The organism is Rufibacter psychrotolerans, from assembly GCF_016924645.1.
Classification (GTDB): Bacteria; Bacteroidota; Bacteroidia; order Cytophagales; family Hymenobacteraceae; genus Nibribacter; species Nibribacter psychrotolerans.
The window spans coordinates 128860-147968 of the sequence record NZ_JAFFJV010000009.1; the positions used below are offsets into that span (position 1 = coordinate 128860).

General features: G+C 58.6%; 15 protein-coding genes. 9 read left to right on the forward strand and 6 right to left on the reverse strand.

Going from position 1 to position 19109, the window contains the following annotated elements; genetic code table 11:
- The first annotated feature begins 95 nt into the window (after nt 1-95).
- Nucleotides 96-950 (forward strand): universal stress protein, encoded by an 855-nt coding sequence (locus tag JT718_RS09645; protein WP_205502128.1) that lies wholly within the window; start codon nt 96-98, stop codon nt 948-950.
- A gap of 162 nt (nt 951-1112) precedes the next feature.
- Here the strand turns inward: JT718_RS09645 and JT718_RS09650 are convergent, their stop codons facing one another.
- A complete protein-coding gene (locus tag JT718_RS09650) occupies nt 1113-1895 on the reverse strand; it encodes a transporter (RefSeq protein WP_205502130.1) in 783 nt (260 codons plus the stop codon).
- 178 nt (nt 1896-2073) lie between these two features.
- Here JT718_RS09650 and JT718_RS09655 point away from each other — a divergent pair, with 178 nt between their 5' ends.
- Nucleotides 2074-2925: a M28 family peptidase gene (locus JT718_RS09655; protein ID WP_205502131.1), complete on the forward strand. Its 852-nt coding sequence runs from the start codon at nt 2074-2076 to the stop codon at nt 2923-2925.
- Between the two features lie 234 nt (nt 2926-3159).
- Nucleotides 3160-4119: a WD40 repeat domain-containing protein gene (locus JT718_RS09660; protein WP_205502133.1), complete on the forward strand. Its 960-nt coding sequence runs from the start codon at nt 3160-3162 to the stop codon at nt 4117-4119.
- A 97-nt stretch (nt 4120-4216) separates the two neighbouring features.
- On the opposite strand, the gene JT718_RS09665 is transcribed toward JT718_RS09660, so the two are convergent.
- The 4 genes from JT718_RS09665 to JT718_RS09680 form a co-directional block, all read right to left on the reverse strand.
- A complete protein-coding gene (locus JT718_RS09665) occupies nt 4217-5275 on the reverse strand; it encodes an NAD(P)-dependent alcohol dehydrogenase (protein ID WP_205502135.1) in 1059 nt (352 codons plus the stop codon).
- A 189-nt stretch (nt 5276-5464) separates the two neighbouring features.
- On the reverse strand, nt 5465-6400 hold the full coding sequence (locus JT718_RS09670) for a pyridoxal-phosphate dependent enzyme (protein ID WP_205502138.1): 936 nt from the start codon (nt 6398-6400) through the stop codon (nt 5465-5467).
- 203 nt (nt 6401-6603) lie between these two features.
- Nucleotides 6604-7464, reverse strand: a complete 861-nt coding sequence (locus JT718_RS09675; protein ID WP_205502140.1) for a metallophosphoesterase — start codon at nt 7462-7464, stop codon at nt 6604-6606.
- 188 nt (nt 7465-7652) lie between these two features.
- The gene (locus JT718_RS09680) at nt 7653-9263 is read right to left on the reverse strand and encodes a catalase (protein ID WP_205502141.1); all 1611 of its coding nucleotides are present in this window, start codon (nt 9261-9263) and stop codon (nt 7653-7655) included.
- 454 nt (nt 9264-9717) lie between these two features.
- On the opposite strand from JT718_RS09680, the gene JT718_RS09685 reads away from it, so the two are divergent.
- Nucleotides 9718-11172: an NAD-dependent succinate-semialdehyde dehydrogenase gene (locus tag JT718_RS09685; protein ID WP_205502143.1), complete on the forward strand. Its 1455-nt coding sequence runs from the start codon at nt 9718-9720 to the stop codon at nt 11170-11172.
- A 14-nt stretch (nt 11173-11186) separates the two neighbouring features.
- Complete coding sequence (locus JT718_RS09690; RefSeq protein WP_205502145.1) at nt 11187-11477, forward strand: GNAT family N-acetyltransferase; 291 nt, start codon at nt 11187-11189, stop codon at nt 11475-11477.
- 58 nt (nt 11478-11535) lie between these two features.
- Here JT718_RS09690 and JT718_RS09695 read toward each other — a convergent pair whose 3' ends face one another.
- On the reverse strand, nt 11536-12789 hold the full coding sequence (locus JT718_RS09695) for an exonuclease SbcCD subunit D C-terminal domain-containing protein (RefSeq protein WP_205502147.1): 1254 nt from the start codon (nt 12787-12789) through the stop codon (nt 11536-11538).
- 33 nt (nt 12790-12822) lie between these two features.
- Between JT718_RS09695 and JT718_RS09700 the strand changes: the two genes are divergently transcribed.
- The 4 genes from JT718_RS09700 to JT718_RS09715 all read left to right on the forward strand — a co-directional run bounded on the left by JT718_RS09700 (nt 12823) and on the right by JT718_RS09715 (nt 19069).
- A complete protein-coding gene (locus JT718_RS09700) occupies nt 12823-13581 on the forward strand; it encodes a hypothetical protein (protein ID WP_205502148.1) in 759 nt (252 codons plus the stop codon).
- A gap of 132 nt (nt 13582-13713) precedes the next feature.
- On the forward strand, nt 13714-14331 hold the full coding sequence (locus JT718_RS09705; RefSeq protein WP_205502150.1) for a hypothetical protein: 618 nt from the start codon (nt 13714-13716) through the stop codon (nt 14329-14331).
- 184 nt (nt 14332-14515) lie between these two features.
- Nucleotides 14516-16066 (forward strand): amino acid permease, encoded by a 1551-nt coding sequence (locus JT718_RS09710; protein ID WP_205502151.1) that lies wholly within the window; start codon nt 14516-14518, stop codon nt 16064-16066.
- Between the two features lie 297 nt (nt 16067-16363).
- A complete protein-coding gene (locus JT718_RS09715; protein WP_205502153.1) occupies nt 16364-19069 on the forward strand; it encodes a T9SS type A sorting domain-containing protein in 2706 nt (901 codons plus the stop codon).
- Nucleotides 19070-19109 lie beyond the last annotated feature (40 nt).

The following is a 19109-nucleotide window of genomic DNA, read 5'->3' on the forward strand; positions in this document are numbered from 1 at the left end:
TGGCGAAAACCGGCCGAAAACGGTACCAGAGGGTTTTCTGCGCTGGCCCAGGCAGATGCTTGCGCCTGAACTCATTTCCACTCTAAACCGCGACTATGAAAAAGATTCTTTGCCCCGTAGACTTCTCCAAAACCTCTAATAAGGCCGCCGAGTACGCGGCCCACATCGCGCAGCGCACCAATGCCTCGCTCACGCTCCTGCACGTGCTGCACCTGCCCCTCATGGACACCTCAGAATCGGCGCTGATGGCCAGCCAGGTGCTGGATGAACAGCGCCAGCGGGCCGCCGACAAGCTGCATTCCCTGACCCTGCACCTGAGCAACCTGTTTGGCGAGGTGGGCGGGGCCACCTTCGTCACCGACTCCAAGGTGCAGGAAGCTTTCCTGGCCGATGCCGTGGAGCGCCTGGTGCGCGAGGAGGGCTTTGACTTTGTGGTGCTGGGCACCACCGGCGGCGGCAATACCCTGGAGGAGATCATGATTGGCAGCAACACCGAGAGCGTGATCTCAAGGGTGAAGTGCCCGGTGCTGGCCATTCCGGCCAAGGCCAGCTTTCCAGACATTCACCGCATTGTGTACGCCTCAGACTACCAACCCGAGGACTCCAAAGCCCTGGGCCAGGTGATTGGGCTGGCGGCGGTGTTCCAGGCCGAGGTGGAGGTGGTGCACGTCACCAGGAAAGCAGGTTCCGGGGAGGCGCGCCGGGCTACCGAGTTCATAGAAAGGCTGCAGGCGGAGCTGAACGGGTTTCCGGTGCGTTTCCAGGAAGTGGTGCACGAAGAGGAGGAGACCGGCCTCAAGGAGTACCTCGGCCGCACCCACAGCAACATGCTGGCCATCCTGAAGAAACGGCGCAGCTTCTTCAAAGACCTGTTCGGGATGAGCCTGGCCGAGAAAATGACCTACCAGACCAAGCTCCCCTTGCTGGTGCTCCACGCAGACGCCGAGTAACCCGATAAACCGGAAACCACCAGAGATTTCTGCTCAGGAAAGCGGCTTTCGCTGCCATTACTGGGCAGTAACCTCGGGTCTCTGTTTTGGCCTTGTTTCTGGCAAAACGCCCTTGGAACGGGCGAACGTTGTTCAGGAATAATCACGCTGGGAATGGGTGGTTTACCGGGGCAGGCGTACGCTCACCCCGCCGCCCACAAACAGCTCCGGTGCCTGGGAAGAAACGCCGGTACCTACAATGGCATCTAATTGCAGATTGGGCAACACGCGCCATTCCAAGCCTGCGTCCAGTTGGTTTTCGGCGGGGCTGCCTTTGGGCTTGTCCCCAAAGAACTCCGCAAACACTGTGAGTTGGTCAGTGAGCTTGCCGTTAAGGGAAACCGCGTACTGGAGCTGGTTTTCCATTTCGCCTTCTTCCTGCTGCCGCCTGAACCCGGCGTTGTACTGCACCTTCAGTTTGTCGGTGAGCTTGCTGGTGAACAGGAGTTTGGCGGCGGGGGCAACGTGGCGGGGCTCAAAGCTATCCTTCGCCCAGGGGAGCTCCAGCATGCCCAGCACGGCCACCTCCGGCACGGCGCCCCTGGCCTCCACCACGCGTACCTTGGTGCCCACCCGCACGGTGCTCAGGCCTTTGTTTTGCTGCTGGAGCGCCTCGGCCCGGCGGTACTCCTCGCGGCGGTACGTTCCTTCCACCCTCAGTTCGGCCCCTTGCAACACCCCAATCCTGAGCAGGGCCTGCGGGTACAGCCACTGCTTCTTCTCCAGACCCCCAGCTTTTCTTTTCTGGTACTGGAAGCCGGTTTCCAGTTGGTAATACCCCCGGGGAACTACGCTGGACGCCTCAGACCGGGTGGGTCTGTCGGTTTCAAATTCGGGGTCGGCTTCCTGGGCAAACGCCCCCAGTTGGAACAAGCCAAGCAGGAAGATCAGGCAGGTTTTTTTCATGGCAGTATACGTTAGGTGCCTTGGGTACGGGGCGCAACCAGTCAGGTTAAGCCCGCCAGGGCCCTTTGCCGCAAATGCCGTGGAAACGCAGGCCAGAAACCGTATTAATTCTAGCGGGGCTTCAGCAACTCCCGCACCCTTAAACAGTACATAGGTACAAGCACCAACCCTGTCTGCCATGCCCGTACAACGCGACCGCCTCTACGCCGATGTCCAATTCCTCACCTCCCTGAACCCGCCCCGCAGCATTGGGTACCCTGAGTCCCTGCGCAAGGCGGAGGCTTACATAGAGGCCGAGTTCTGCAAGCTGAGCGGCCGGGTGAGCAAGCAGGCCCTGCACCAGGGCTTCCACAACCTCATTCTTTCCTACGGACCCGAGCAGGGCGAACGGGTGATCATTGGCGCCCACTACGATGTCTGCGACGATACCCCCGGTGCCGACGACAACGCCAGCGCCGTGGCGGGTTTGCTGGAGCTGGCCCGGGTGGTGCACGAAGAAGCGCCGGAGGCAAAGCACCGGCTGGATTTTGTGGCCTTCAACTTTGAGGAGCCGCCGTATTTTGCCACCGAAAAGATGGGCAGCGCGGTGCATGCCCGGTCCCTGAAGCGGGACAAGGTAGACGTAAAGCTGATGATCTGCCTGGAGATGATCGGGTATTTTACTGACAAGCCCAACTCGCAGGAGTTTCCGCATGAGTCGCTCCGGAAGCTGTACCCCAGCACCGGGAATTTTATTGTGGTGGTGGGCCAGGCCGGGCAGGAGCGCACCGTGAAACGGGTGCAGCAGTTCATGCAGGAGCACTCCCGCATTGACGTGCAGTCCATTGCCGCCCCGCAGGGCCTGCCGGGCGTGTCGCTCTCAGACCACCGCAACTACTGGGCGCAAGGCTACCAGGCCGTCATGATCAATGATACGTCTTTCCTGCGCAACCCGCACTACCACCAGCGCACCGACACCATTGACAAGCTGGACTTCGATAAAATGGTGGAAGTAGTGCGCGGGGTCTATGCCGCCATGCTCAACTTCTAAGGGAAAGCCCAACTAGTTATTCTGAGGGGGTACGTGTGCCGTGCTGCAAGGGTCAACATTGGAGATAACTCAGAACTGGTCTGGCCGTAACGGGGGTATGCTGTGCGTACTTATACTGCATTTGCCCTATTCAAGTAGAAATAATATGGTATTAAGTATGTTTTAGATTAGTATTTTTATATTAGTGCTGAAAATATACTTTATAATATCATTAATTATATAAATTAAGTATCAATGATAAATAGGAAAGGATTGTTTCTGTTGGCTAACCTGGTGCTGGCCAGTAGTTTATCGTTCAGCCAGACCAGGTTTAAAGCGCTTACCTTGCTGAAGCATGAGGAGGACCTGAAGTTCCAAGATGTGGCGTTCTCGCCGGAAGGCAACCAGCTGGTTTCCGTGGGCAACCAGGGCATGCTCTACCTCTGGGACGTGGGGCAGTCGTACCCCGTAGATTTCAAGCAGGTGCACAAGGGCCCCGCCTTGGCCTGCACCTACTCCACCGACGGCCGCTACGTGGTGACCGGGGGCGAGGACAAGACCATCCGGATTTTCCAGACCATTGGCCTGGCCGAGGTGAAAAGCATTGGCGGGTTGCCCGCGCCGGTAAAGGAACTGGCCCTGGCCGGCAACCGCATGGTGGCCCTCCTGCAGAACAACGAGATCAGGCTCTACAACACCGATACCTGGGAGCAGGTGGGCAAGCCCCGGGTGGCCGCCCATGATTCCCGCATTGTGTTCAGCAGCACCGGCGACCGGTTCTACGCCTGGTTCTCCAGCCGGGTGTACATCATCTCGGCCAAAGACGGGGAACTGATTCAGATGTTCAACACCAACTACGGCACCCCCCAGGACCTGGCCGTGTCGCCAGACAACGCCTACCTGGCGGTGGGCTTTGACAAGACCGCTGAGATTGTGCGCATCTACAGCACCAAAAATCTGAAGCTGGTGAAAGCGGTGAAGAAAAACGGCTCCGCCGACCAGGCCACCGGGCTCACGTTCTTCAACACCAGCAACAAGCTGCTGTATTACTCGCGGGCGGCAAACTCCAACAAGATCTTTGACCTGGAGAAAGGCACCAACACGGCCGTGCTTAAGTCGGGGCCGGGGGCCAGGGCCTCTATCTCCAAAGATGATTCAAAGGTGGCCCTCACCGCCAAAACCAACAACGCCATTCAGGTGCTCACTGTGCACTAAGTGGGTTTTAGAGCAGCTTTAGGGAAAATAGCCCCTAAACAGCAAGGCCAACTCCTACCAGGAGTTGGCCTTGCTGTTTGTATGAAGTGCCCAAAAGTTAGACGCTGGTGTTCTCCAGGCTGCTCATGTCAATCACAAACCGGTATTTCACGTCGCCGGCCAGCATGCGGTCATAGGCGGTGTTGATCTGGTTGATGTTGATCACCTCAATGTCTGAGAGGATGTTGTGCTGGGCGCAGTAGTCCAGCATTTCCTGGGTCTCGGCAATGCCGCCGATGAGGGAGCCGGCAATGCGGCGGCGCCCGAAGATAAGGGTACCGGCGTGCAGCTCGGGGGCCTCGGGCGGAACGCCCAGCAGGATCATGGTGCCGTCGCGCTTGAGCAGGCCGGCGTACATATCCAGGCTCACCTTCGCCGACACGGTGTTGATGATAAAGTCAAAGTACCCGCGCACCTGCTTCAGGGCCGCCTGGTCTTTGGTCACCACAAACTTGTGGGCGCCCAAGGCCTGCGCATCGGCCTCTTTGTTGGGCGAGGTGCTAAGTACGGTAACCTCGGCACCCATGGAGGCCGCCAGTTTCACGGCCATGTGGCCCAGACCGCCCAGGCCCACCACGCCTACCTTGTGGCCCTGGCCCACGTTCCAGTGCCGCAGGGGCGAGAAGGTGGTAATGCCGGCGCACAGCAGCGGGGCCACGCGGGCCAGGTCCTGGTTTTCCTGGATGCGCAGCACATATTCCTCGGCCACCACAATCTGGTTGGAGTAACCGCCGTAGGTGGGCGTGTCCAGGCCGGCTTCGGGGCTGTTGTAGGTGCCCACAAAGCCTTTCTCGCAGTACTGCTCCAGGCCTTCCTGGCAGCTGGAGCAGGTGCGGCAAGAGTCTACCATGCAGCCCACACCGGCCATCTGGCCCACCTGGAAGTTCTTCACGTGGTCGCCCACGCGCACAATGCGGCCCACAATCTCGTGGCCGGGCACCACTGGGTACATGGCGCCGCCCCATTCGCCTTTGGCGGTGTGCAGGTCTGAGTGGCAAACCCCGCAGAAGAGGATTTCAATCAACACGTCGTGCGGACCCACGTCGCGGCGCTGAAAGTTGAAGGGGGCCAGTGGTGAGTTAGGGTCAAACGCGGCGTAGCCTTTGGTTTCTATCATAGTTTTATGGTTAGTAGTTCAGAAAATAGGGTAGTACCCTAAAGATACGGGAAGAACGCCGGTAAGATATGCCCCCGTTCTGGGGCAATGCACCACCAAAGGCGAATGCCCTGGGCCTCAGTGGCTGTGGTGTAGAAAACCAGGCGCCCATTTGCGTTCCGATTCGGGCTTATTTTAGTGGAAACGGGCCTAAAACGGCAGCTGGCCCAGATCCACGTTGCCCCCTGATAGGATGACGCCCACCTTCTGCCCCGCATAGGCTTCTTTTTCCCGGAGCAGGGCGGCCAGGGCCACGGCGCTGGAAGGTTCCACCACCAGTTTCATGCGTTCCCAGACCAGGCGCATGGCGCCGATGATCTCGGTTTCCTCCACCCGGATGATCTTTGCCACGTGCTCCCGGATGATGGGGAAGTTAAGGTCGCCCAGCTGGGTCCGGAGACCATCGGCCACGGTGTTGGTGCTCAGGTTTGACTCAATGACCCCGCTTTGCAGCGAGCGATACGCATCATCGGCGGCGAAGGGCTCGCCCCCAATCACTTTACAACCTTGCCCAAAGAAGTGGGCGGCCAGCGCGGTGCCGGCAATCAGCCCACCGCCGCCCACGGGCGAAAAGAGGTAGGCCAGGTCGGGGTGGTCTTCCAGCAGTTCCAGGGCGGCGGTGCCCTGCCCCAGGATCACCGCGCGGTCGTTGGACGGGTGAATGAAGTAGGCGCCTTTTTCCTGCTCCACCTGGGCGGCAACCTCTTCCCGCGCAATGGGGGTGGAGGCACACTCAATGATCTCGCCGCCGTACCCACGCACGGCGTCTTTCTTCACCTGCGGGGCGTTCTGGGGCATGACAATGTAGGCCTTCACGCCCACGCTCTGCGCCGCCAGAGCCAGGGCCTGCGCGAAGTTGCCGGACGAGTGCGTCACCACCCCTTTGGCTTTCTGGGCATCGGAGAGCTGCAGCACGGCATTCACGGCCCCGCGCATCTTGAAAGCGCCCATCCGCTGGAAGTTCTCGCACTTGAAGAACACCTGGGCACCCGTGATCTGGTTCAAGAGGCGGGAGGTGAGCACCGGCGTGCGGTGAATGTACGGCGCAATGCGGGTGTGGGTGGCGGTAAGGTCTTCTCTAGTCATAGTCTGGTACGAAGGAATGGGAGCCAGCGCTCCCGGGTAGTCTTCCGCAAAGGAAGCAAATACTTGTGAAAAGCGCGTGGGCCATGGCCCGTCACCTTCCGTCCGGGGCGATGGAAGGTGACGGGCCTATTTTCTGGAAAACACCCCCGAAACCCTCAGTCCAGACTTGGACCCCAGCGCGAGACAGCTAACGGCCCGCCCCCTCAGACGTGGTACCGGAACAAGGTGATCTCGGCCCGGGCGAAGAACCGGAAGGGGATTCTGGACGTGCCGAAACCCCGCGACAGGTACAGGAACGGTGCCTGCGTGTTGTACCAGCCCTGCACGTATGAGCCGGATTTCTTGGGCAGCACCGGTACGTAGCCCGGCAGCCTGATCTGACCACCATGGTTGTGCCCGGCAAAGATGTATTGGATGTTCAGCCGCTCGGCGGGGGCTCTGCGCTGGTTGATCTTCGTTAGGGCAGCCTTGGTTTCTTCCTGCTGCAGCGGGCTGTGGAGCAGGAGCAGGTGGTGAGGTTCGTGGCCCACGTTCTGTACCGCTTTCTCCAGGTTGCCTTCGCTTTCCACAAAGTCATCCAGGCCCGTGACCATGACCCTTACGCCCCGCAGGGTAAAGGCTTGGGATTGGTTGACCAGGAAGTGGCCGTTGTGTCGTTCAAACGTTGCCTTCAGCTCCGCCACCGGGTCGGCGGCCAGGTAATCGTGGTTGCCGGGAATGGCCACTTTCCTGATCTGGGGGGCGATCAACCCCAGAAACTGCTCCACCGCCGCCACGTGCCCGCTGGAATCCAGGGTATCGCCGCTGAAAAGGAGCAGGTCGGGTTGCAGTTGGTTGATCTTGGCGGCCAGTTTGCGGTGCTGCGGGTGCAGGCGCTTTTGCAGGTGCAGGTCGGTGAGGTGCAGCAGTTGCAGGGTTTTGCCGCCGGTGGGCTTGCCCAGGTCAAAGGTCTTTACGGCGAAGAAGTATTTCTCCAGGAAAAACGAGTCAAGCAGAACGCCCAGGGCTCCCGCCGCCGCCAGGCCCAGGCCCCATTGCAGGCGTTTGTCTTTGATTGAAAACATAAGGTAGGGTGGTACACTGGTTCTGCTAAAGAGAACGGAAACCCCGGCGCGGGGTTGAAGCTGCGCCAGAAAGGATACACTGATACCACCTGCGGTGAACCTGTTTCCTGGCTGTTTTTCTGAAATTTGCCACAAAAAAAGCCGCCTCAGGGGAGGCGGCTTTCCGGTAGATTTTAAGAAAAAACTGCTTAATAAGGATCTGCGGAGTGCGACTTAGCTTTGGCGTCTTCCACGCCCTCTTTGGGCGAAGTGGCACCAATAGGGCCTTTGTCCTCCATGGACTTGCTGGTTTTAGCCAGGCCTTCCCTTACCCGGCGGCCGTAGTCTTCGTCGGCTAAGGTGAAGTGCTCAATCATCTTGTCCTGGATGCGCTTGTCACAGGTGGCCAGGGTGTTCACCAGGTTGTTGATGAGGTCATCGCGCTCCCAGTCCTCAAAGTTGCGGTAGGTTTCGCCGGCCTGCTTGAAGTCATTGGTGCGGTCAATTTTCTGGCGTACCAGGTTGGCCTCATAGCGGGGCGTGTACTCCTTGCCGGCTTTAGGTGCTTCCTGCAAGCCGCCCAGGAACGAAGGCTCGTAGTTCACGTGCGGGTTCTGCCCTTCGGCAAAATCGGTTTTGAACGACATCTGGCCGCCGCGTTGGTTGGTGGCCACGTGCGTTCTGGGCGCGTTTATGGGCAGTTGCAGGTAGTTGGCGCCCACACGGTAGCGCTGGGTGTCTGAGTACGAGAAGGTGCGGCCCTGCAGCATTTTGTCGTCTGAGAAGTCAAGGCCGTCTACCAGCACCCCGGTGCCAAACGCTGAGAGTTCCACCTCGTTGAAGTAGTCCACGGGGTTGCGGTTGAGGGTCATCTTGCCCACGGGCAGGAACGGGAACTGGTCTTTGGGCCACAGTTTGGTGTCATCCAGCGGGTCAAAGTCCAGCTCGGGGTGCTCGTCATCGCTCATGATCTGCACGCACAGCTCCCACTCAGGGAAGTTGCCCTCCTTGATGGCCTCAAACAGGTCCTGGGTGGCGTGGTTGAAGTTCTTGGCCTGAATGGCCTCGGCCTCGGCCTGGGTCAGGTTCCGGATGCCCTGTTTGAGGGGCTCCCAGTGGTATTTCACCAGCACGGCCTCGCCGTCGGCGTTCACCCACTTGTACGTGTTCACGCCCGAACCCTGCATCTGGCGGTAGTTGGCCGGAATGCCCCACGGCGAGAACAGGAACGTGGCCATGTGGGTAGATTCTGGGGTGTTGGCGATAAAGTCAAAGATGCGCTCACCGCTCTGGATGTTGGTCACCGGGTCTGGCTTCTGCGAGTGGATCAGGTCGGGGAACTTCATGGCGTCCCGGATGAAGAAGATCTTGAGGTTGTTGCCCACCAGGTCCCAGTTGCCGTCCTCGGTGTAGAATTTTACCGCAAAACCGCGCGGGTCACGCAGGGTCTCGGGCGAGTGGCCGCCGTGCCCCACGGTGGAGAAGCGCACAAACACCGGCGTCTGCTTGCCTTTCTCCTGGAACAGCTTGGCCCGGGTGTACTTGGCAATGGGTTCATCCCCAACTTTTCCGTAGGCCTCAAACACGCCGTGCGCGCCGGCCCCGCGGGCGTGCACCACGCGCTCCGGCACCCGCTCGCGGTCGAAATGGGAGATTTTCTCAATGAAGTGGTAGTTCTCCATGGTGGCCGGACCCCGGTTGCCTACGGTTCTGATGTTCTGGTTGTCGGTTACCGGGTGTCCCTGGCGGGTGGTAAGGGTGTTGCCTCCTTTGCCGTTCTGGGATTGGCCGTTGGTGGGTTGGTTTTTGTCGTTCACCATACAAAGTTTGTTTGTGGTTGAGGATGAATGAAAGTAATGTAGTACGCGTACTGCAGCCGTTGCCGGCGTTGGATTCCTGGTGGTAGCGGTAGGGCCGGCCCAGCGGAAAAAAAAGTAATTCCGGGGCCACTGGCCTATCTCCTATATATACTCAAAGGTGCCGGCTTTGTTACTGTCTTTCAAATTGATAATGCTTATGGCGTGATAGAGCGCGTCTATAAACCAGCAGGAGAGGTGGCGCACCCCGTTGCGAAACAGGCTCTGCCCGGCAGGCCTTAGGCTGGTTGCAATGCAAGCAGATTTCCTACCTTTACCCCAGAACTTTTGCCGCACCTGCGTATACGGCAGGGAGCACCACCTGTTTTGGGCCGGTTTCCAGAAAACGGGCCCAAAGACAGGAGCCAGGAGTTTGGCTCACCAGAACCGTGGGCCCCACCTCAACCCCCAGAAAACCATGAACCAGACCAGCCTCCTCAGACACCAAGCCTTTGTGAACGGCGCGTGGGTAGACGCTACCGGCGGAAAAACCTTTGAGGTCACCAACCCGGCCACCGGCCAGGTCATTGGCACCGTGCCCGACATGAGCCGCGAAGACGTGCGCCAGGCCATTGACGCCGCCCACGCCGCCTGGCCCGCCTACCGCGACCTGACCGCCAAAGAACGCGCGGCCCTGCTCAGGAAATGGTTTGACCTGCTCCTGGCCCACAAAGAAGACCTGGCCTACCTCATGACCATTGAATCGGGGAAGGTTATGGCTGAAAGCCTGGGCGAGGTGAATTACGGCGCTTCCTTTATAGAGTGGTTCAGTGAGGAAGCCAAACGCACCTATGGCGACGTGATTCCGGCGCACACCAAAGACCGGCGCCTGGTGGTGATCAAGCAATCGGTGGGCGTGGTGGCGGCCATCACGCCCTGGAACTTCCCCCTGGCCATGATCACCCGCAAAGTGGGCCCGGCCCTGGCGGCGGGCAGCCCGGTGGTGGTGAAAGTGCCCTCTGAGACTCCGCTCACCGGCTTGGCCATTGCGTATTTGGCGGAGCAGGCGGGTTTCCCGAAGGGCGTGTACAACACCGTGACCTCGGCCAACAGCAGCGAGGTGGGCAAGGAACTCTGCGAGAACCCCCACGTTCGTAAACTCTCCTTCACGGGCTCTACCCCGGTGGGCAAACTGCTCATGGAGCAATGCGCTTCCACGCTCAAGAAACTGTCGCTGGAGCTGGGCGGCAATGCGCCCTTCCTGGTGTTTGAAGATGCTGATCTGGACGCGGCGGTGCAGGGCGCGCTGGTGTCTAAGTTCCGGCACAACGGGCAAACCTGCGTGTGCGTGAACCGCATTTTGGTGCAGGACAGCGTTTATGAGGCGTTTCTGGAGAAATTCACCCAAGCCGTGCGGGGGCTCAAGACCGGTAATGTGCTGGAGAAAGACGTGCAGGTGGGGCCGCTCATTCACCAGAAAGCCCTGGGCAAGGTACAGGAGCACATCAAAGACGCCGTGGAGAAAGGGGCCCGGGTAACCACCGGCGGAGCCCCCCAGGAAGGCCTGTTCTTTCAGCCCACTGTGCTGGCCGGTGCCACGCCCCAGATGCTTATTGCGCGGGAAGAGGTCTTCGGGCCGGTGGCTCCTGTTTTCAGGTTCTCCACCGAGGAGGAAGCCATCCGGATGGCTAATGACACCGAGTATGGCCTGGCGGCCTATTTCTACAGCAAAGACGTGAACCGCTGCTGGCGCGTGGCCGAGGCCCTGGAGTACGGCATGGTGGGCATTAACGAGGGCTTGATCTCCACGGAACTGGCCCCGTTTGGCGGCATCAAGGAAAGCGGCTTCGGGCGTGAGGGCTCCAAGTACGGCATGGACTATTTCATGGAGATAAAGTATCTTTGCTTTGGTGGGGTAGAGGCGAGTAGATAACCAATTGACTACAAATGAACCCAATCCAATACAAACCCAAGGACAAAGACGCTTTCGCGTTAGAGGAGAACGGCCAGCGCATTGCCGAAATGATTGTTGACATCAACCAGGGCATTTTGTCTGTGTACCATACCGGGGTGCTGGAAAGCGCGCAGGGCCGCGGCCTGGGCACCCGCCTCATTGACGCCATGGTGGCCCACGCCCGTGAGCACCAACTCAAAGTATTCACCTATTGCCCCTTCGTGAAACGGCACTTCCAGCGGCACGCCTATGAGTACGCCGATGTCTGGCAGAAGGAACTATAGCCTTTGCCGTTTGGTGCTGTTTTAGGGCTTTTTTCTGTAAAACAAGTCTAAAATGGGGCTATAGGCTTACCGCCGCGGCGCTTTTCACCAAGGCGTCTTCCTGCTGGGGCATGAGTTCCAGCAGTTCGTCAAAGGTAGCTACCAGCTCCGCAGGGGTGTTTTCGCCCAGGGCTTCTTCGCATTTCTTCAGGAATACCTCCTTGGGTTTGAGGTCGGCCAGGTCCTGTTCGGGGGCTACCTGCTGGTCCAGGCTCTGGTGGGTGATGGTGCGTAGCGGCCGGTGGATGAGCAACTGCACGCTGGGCTGCAGCGCAAAGGCCTCGTGCAGTTTGGCGGTGTGGTCGTGCAGGTTGTGCTCGTACTGGAGCTGTACCTCGGCCCAGGCCGGAAAAGCCAGGTCGCCGTTGTCATAGGCCATGATCTTGGGGAACACCTTGTCAATAGTGCCTTTGAACCGCACCAGCTTGCGCCAGCACGGCACCGGCTTCTCCAGAATTTGGGTGAGCTTGCCCTGCTCAAACTCCAGGATGACCACCTGCTTGCGGTCGGTGATCTCAGAGAAACTCAAGGGAATGGGCGAGCCGCTGTAGCGGATGTGCGGCATCTGGTTTACGGTTTGCGGGCGGTGCAGGTGGCCCAGGGCTACGTAGTCAAACTCCACCGGGAACTGGTCGCCGGCAATCTGGCCCAGGTTGCCCACGTGAATCTCTTTCTCGCTGTCTGAGGCGCTGCTGCCGGCCGCAAACAGGTGCCCGGTGGCCAGCACCGGTATGCCCTGGCGTTTGTATTCCAGAATGTGGGGCACCAACTGGGCGTAATGGTCGCAGATGCCTTGTTTCAGGCGGGTTTCGCGTTCCTCAGAGGTCTCGCCGGGCACCGAGAGGCGCACGTCTTTGTCGCGAAGGAACGGCACGGCGCACACCACGGCCCGGGGCTCGCCTGATTCAGAGGTAACCACAATCACCTGGTCCTGGCAATCGGCGGGGGCGCCGCCCACCACGTGCACCATGTAGTGCCTGAGCAGCTCGGAGGGCGCGTTGAGCGTGGAAACCGAGTCATGGTTGCCGCCAATGACCACCACCTCCTGGCAGCAGGTGTCCTTTACCTCGCGCAGGAAGTCATAGTAGAGCTTGAGGGCGGTGTTGGAGGGGAAGCCCGTGTCAAAGATGTCGCCGGCAATGAGCAGCAGGTCAATCTTCTCGTCGCAGATGGTCTGGCAGAGCCATTTCAGAAAAAGGCGGTGCTCCTCGGTGCGCTCCTGATTGGCCAAACGCTGGCCCAGGTGCCAGTCTGCTGTGTGTAGTACTCTCATCGTGCCGTTGTCCCTCGCTTCGCTGTAGTTCTGATGCCCGAAGATACAAAAGCCCTAAAATATTCGGGAGGAAATCTGGACCTGCTTGGGGAAGTCTTGTGGCACCAGCCTGATGCTGAGGGCCGTGGTTTTGCCAAAATTTATTGTACATTACTTACCATAAGGCCAAGTCAATGTTCCCCTATGAGGTGTTCTCTCTTTGTTACGGTTGTCTTTGTCTCCATGGCCTCTACAGCCCTGATGGCGCAGGAACTGCCCCGTGAACGGCCACATGCGTTTGACGTGAGTTATGGCTTTTATCCTGTCCTCCAGATCAGCAGCAAGATAAACAGTACAGGAGGATGGGGATCGCCTTGGGAAAGAGAAAGCATACGGTCTATTGGCGCCATCAACGTGGGGTATTCTCTGGACGTGTCTAAACGGATGCAAATAGGAGTGACCTGTTCTTACCTAAACATCAAGGAAGTGTACGTATCGCGTAGCCCAGGTTACAGCCATGAATACAGACTGGAACAAATAACGTCATGGGCCATGATGCCTGAGGTATCTTACAAATGGTATGACAAAAAAGACGGCCAGGTTTACTCCAGTTTGCTCATGGGGGTAGATGTCAGGGAAGAGTCCATCAAAGAGAATGCCCGTGTAGAGTTAAGTGAAACGATTAGATTAAAAGAATTGGCCTACCAGGTAACCGTTTTAGGGGCGAAAGTAGGCAATACTAGAGGAGTATTTGTTGAGTTAGGATTTGGATACGCCGGCTATGGTATTGGTGGTGTTTTTCTGAAATTATAAGAGAATCACTGCGTAAACCATTGGGTAGCCTGGCCTCTTTCTCTTCTGGGGCTATTTCTCTGAAAACCGCCCCAGAATGCCGGGGTTTACCAGGATTTGGCTATTTTTCTGGGGAAACTGCTTGAAAACCCCATGGCTACATTCTTCCGGATTTTTGTAGTATGCCTTCTGGTGGGTGCCGGCGCACAGGCGCAGACCCGTTCCCATACCGTTAGGGTGGGCTACGGAGTGGCCTCGGTGCAGCGGGAATTCAACGGGTTCTTCAAGGGCCTTTTCACCGGCATTGACTGGACCCGGAACCGGGGCAGGGAGTTTGGGCCCCTGGCGGCGTCTTACAGCTATGCCGTTACTCCTAATTTTGAGGTGGGCCTGGCCCTCTCGTACACCCAAGCTACCCTGCAGGGGCGCCACTTCCAACCAGACCAGCCAGACCCTACGGCGCCCGCCCTGGACTACGACAAGGTCATCGCCCAGGAAAAGTCCAGGTTCTACGCCATGATGCCTATCGTGCAGTACAACTGGCTGCACACCCACAAACTGAAGCTGTACAGCGGGGTGGCGTTGGGGAGGCACTTCAGGAAGATAGACAGCTGGCAGGAAGACAGGGAGCCCCGGAGCGAGACCGTTCACCGGGCCGCTTTCCACCTCAACGCCATTGGCTTCCAGTACGGCAAGCGGGTGGCGGGCTATGCCGAGTTCGGGCTTGGGTTCCATGGCGTGCTCAACGGGGGCGTGGCCCTCACGTGGTAGGGTTTTGGGGGCCTTTTTCCAGAAAGGGGCTCAAAACGGTTGGCCGCCGGGTTTTCATGGTTCGCGCGGCCGCCCCTAAAACCTGCGTAGCTGCATGGCTTCTTGCGAAAAGTACTTATATTAGCCCCTTCAAGCCTTTTACAAACGAACTACAAACAAACTATTCCCTAACTTTTACGCATTTATGGCAAACCAACTTTTCGCTAGGAAGTCAATTGACAAGCTTAGCGCAGACGCCTTCAGTGAGGGGGCGCACAACCTGAAACGAACCCTGGGGCCGGTTAACCTGGTCGCGCTGGGGGTCGGGGCCATCATTGGTACCGGTATCTTCGTGCTCACGGGTAGTGCGGCGGCTCAATACACCGGCCCAGCAATTGTGTTGGCGTTTATCCTGGCCGGCTTAGGCTGCGCGTTCGCGGGGCTTTGCTACGCCGAGTTCGCTTCTATGATCCCCATTGCCGGGTCTGCTTACACCTACGGCTACGCCACCCTGGGCGAGTTTGTGGCCTGGATCATTGGCTGGGATTTGATTCTGGAATATCTCTTCGGGGCGGCCACCGTGGCCGTGGGCTGGTCTGGCTACGTGGTCTCTTTCCTGCGCGACTTGGGCGTGAATGTACCACCGGAGTGGAGCAACGCCAGCGGCGTGGAACTGGTGCAGCTGCCCGGTACCAACTCCTGGGTGCGCGTGACCGAGCAACTGGCTACTTCCCTGGCCGCTGAAGGGGTAGACATTACTACCCTGCCGCATGCCATTGGTATCTTCAACCTGGTGGCCGCCGTGGCCATTGCCTTGGTAACCATTCTGTTGGTGCGCGGCATGAGCGAGTCTGCCCGGTTCAACAACATTGCCGTGATCATTAAAGTGGGCGTGGTGATCCTGTTCATCCTGGCCGGCGCCAAATACCTGTTTGGCCACCAGGCCGAGGCCGTTGCGAACTGGACGCCGTTCCTGCCCGAGAACAAAGGCGGTTTTGGCGAGTACGGCTGGAGCGGGGTAATCCGGGCTGCGGGGGTGATCTTCTTCGCCTACATTGGGTTTGACGCCGTTTCCACCACCGCCCAGGAAGCCAAGAACCCCCAGAAAGACATGCCTATCGGTATCCTGGGTTCTCTGGTGGTTTGTACCGTGCTCTACATCCTGGTGTCTGGTATCCTCACCGCCATGGTGCACTACAGCCAGCTGAACGTGGCCGAACCCATCGCCATCGGGATTGAGAAAACCGGTTACACCTTCCTGCGTGACCTGATCAAGATAGGTGCCATTGCCGGTCTTTCTTCGGTGATGTTGGTGATGCTCATGTCGCAGCCGCGTATTTTCTTTACCATGGCCAACGACGGCTTGCTGCCTCCTATCTTCGGGCGTTTGCACCCTAAGTTCAGAACCCCGCACGTGAGCACCATCTTAACCGGGGCCGTTTGCGCCGTGGTAGCGGGTGCTTTCTCGGTAGACGAACTGGGGCACCTGGTGTCCATCGGAACCTTGCTGGCCTTCGTGATTGTGTGTGCTGGCGTTTGGTACCTGCGTGTGAAAGAGCCTAACCGTCCGCGTCCGTTCAAGACCCCGTTGGTGCCGTTGGTGCCTATCTTGGGTATCCTGGTCTGCCTGGGCATGATGGCGGGTCTGCCAGCCGAAACCTGGTACCGTCTCCTGGGCTGGATGGCCATTGGTATTGCCATCTACTTCATGTATGGCAAGAAACACAGCGTAATCCGGAAGGAAAACAACCTGTAACCTTTCCCACTCTCATTCAGAAAGCCCAGTCCTGCAAAGGAATGGGCTTTCTGGTTTTCTGGCCCAGCGCGTTTTGGGGCTAATTTCAGGAAAAAGGCCTTAAAACGGGGGCGTTTGTCTGTTTCGCTGGCGCTGTGCCTTTCTTTATGGAGGGAGCAGGTATTCCCGCAGGGGAACTCGGGCCGGGAAGAACCCTTCATTTTAGATTTTCTTTAAAAAGTAGCTAGGGAAAAGCGGCAATGCCTTGTCTATAGGAAAAACAGCAATCTAACAGTTGGCCTTTGGGCTTCTACCAAGATGAGATTTTCCCTAAAGATTTTCTGCAAGCCATTTTACGCTCTGCTGATGGTGGGTGGCTTTCTTTTCCTTACAGCAGGTGCGGCAAAGGCGCAGGCCTGGAAGCTCAAAAGCCCACCGCCACGTCAGAAAACAGGAATCTCCTCCCTGCAAAAAGGGCTGGAGTTCACCGTGCCCCAAGGCGAGCGGATGCCGTTGGGGGCCCGGGACTTGGAACCCTCCGTTACCGGTACCCAACACGCCGGGGTAGAGGGCGATGCTTTCTGGAGCGACAGATTCAACCTGAGTGGGACCGATGGGCACATCAGGAAGGCGCTGGAGGCCGAGGGCAAGCTGTACGTGATCGGGCAATTCACTTCTATTGGGAATACGGTGGCCCGGAACATTGCCATGTGGGATGGGCAGACGTGGCATGCGCTTGGGAGCGGCACCAATCTTCCTATCACAGACCTGGTGTGGCACCGGGGCGAACTGTACATAGGGGGTAATTTCTCTGAGGCGGGAGGGGTAAGAGTGTACGGCATCGCCCGGTGGGACGGGGACCAATGGCATCCGGTTGGAAACAGTGCCCACCGGCCCGGCCTGAACTCCGGTTTTGTAGGCGAGTTTTTCTCAGATGAGGCCAACCAGAAGCTGTACATCGCCGGTTCGTTCAGCAAGGTAGATGAGGTAGAAGGCACCAGTAACCTGGCCGTCTGGGATGGGGCAACCTGGGCCAGCGTGGGTGGGGGAGCAGACGGCGGTGTGTCTGCGCTGCTGGTGCACCAGGGAAAAGTGTTCATTGGCGGTAGCTTTCTGCACGCGGGCGGTAAGTCCATCAAGCGCGCAGCGTACCTGCACAACGGAGAATGGCACCAGCTGGGCACCACCCCAGACGGGCCAGACTCATCCATCAACGAGTTGGTGCTGGAAAGCGCAGCAGATAACACCCTTCTGGCGGGCGGCACCTTCAGAACCATAGACGGCGTTGCACTCAACGGCATAGCCCGCTACTCCATCGCAACCAACACCTGGTCTCCGCTTCAGACTGGCGGAAAAACCGGGGTCATGTATGAAGGAGCCCCTGGGGAGGTGGCCACCATCAAGGTGGTAAACGGAGCTATTTACCTGGGGGGAGCGTTTGACGAGGCGTACGGGGTAAAGGCCAACAGCGTAGCCCTCTACACCAAAGAAAACGGCATCAAACCCATTGGAACAGGCTTGGGAGGGGTGAGTGAGTTAGTCATCCGGGCGAATGAAATCATGGCCTTTGGCGGGGCGGTCACCGCCAACGGATTGGTGAAGGGCGAGGTGAATGGTTCTTTTTACCTCAACGCGGGAGACACTGCGGTGTACGGCATGGCGCGGGCCACCTTTACCCCAGAGACCGCCGGTTCAGAAATACTCTGGCGAACCTTCTCGGGCAAACCGTTTTTCGGAACCGATGGCTACATCAGAAAAATCCTGGTGCACAAAGGAGACCTGTACGTGGCGGGATCCTTCAGCAGGATAGGCCATGACAAAGTACGGGACATTGCCCGCTGGAACGGGAGGCATTGGATGCCCTTGGGCAGTGGGGTGGGCAACGGGTACATCAACGACATGGTCACCATTGGCAACGATCTGTACGTGGGCGGGTGGTTTGGCCTGCCTAACCAGGATAAAACCACCAGCCATTTGGTTGCCCGCTGGGACGGTTCCGAATGGCATGGCCTGGGCCAGGGGGTGGGCGGTTACCAAAACTCAGAAGTGTTAGACCTGGAAACAGACGGCACCCACCTCTACGTGGCGGGCATCCTTCTGGAATCGGCGGGCAACCCCGATGGTACGCACGTGAGCATTGCCAACATAGCCCAGTGGAACGGCCAGCAGTGGCGCTCTTTAGGGCCCGGGCTGGACCTGGACGGCATGGTGTATAGCCTGCTGTACCACCAGGGAAAGCTGTACGCCGGCGGCGGAATAAGGCTGCCCGGCAACCAAACCTTGATGTCTGACCTGGCGAAGTGGGACGGGCAGCAGTGGAGCAGCATAGGGCACTTTGACCACGTGATCCGTTCCATCACCCAGGAAGACAATGTCTTGTATGTGGGCGGCAGATTCACCGAGGTGAACCGCGTTACCACCGGCGCCCTGGTAAAGGGAACCGGCGACGGCCAGTGGGAATCAGTGGGCAACATCAGCGGCGGAAACGTGGCAGTAGTTACTTCCTTGTACCGGCACAACGGGCTCCTGTTTGTGGGGGGCGTTTTCCAGAATGCCGGAGCGTTGACCGGGGTCAACGGCATGGCCTACCTGAACCGGGCCGGCGACTGGAAGAGCATGGGCAGCGGCGCCAACGGATCTGCGCACAGCATGCTGGGGGTGGAAGACCAGCTGTGGATAGGCGGTAATTTCACCCTGGCCGGGGGCAAACCTGCCTATGGCCTCACTACCTGGCGGGACCCGGGCGTCATCAAGTCGGTTCCCCTGGAGCAGGCGGGCGCAACCAAGCCCAGGGTGGCCCTCCTGTATCCCAACCCCACGGCGGGCAGCATCCGGGTGCTGGGGCAGAAAAGCCAAATCACCGGCTTCGTGCTGCGTGACCTGAACGGAAGAATTCTGCTGGAAAAAAGATTCGCGCCCACGCTGGAGTGGCACCTGCCCAGCCTCCCTTTGACCCCCGGGCTTTACCTGGCCGAGATTTACACCAACAAAGGCAAGCAGCTGGAGAAACTGGTGGTGCAGTAGGGGCGAGGACTCACGTAGCAGTCAGGCAGCCAGGAACCTG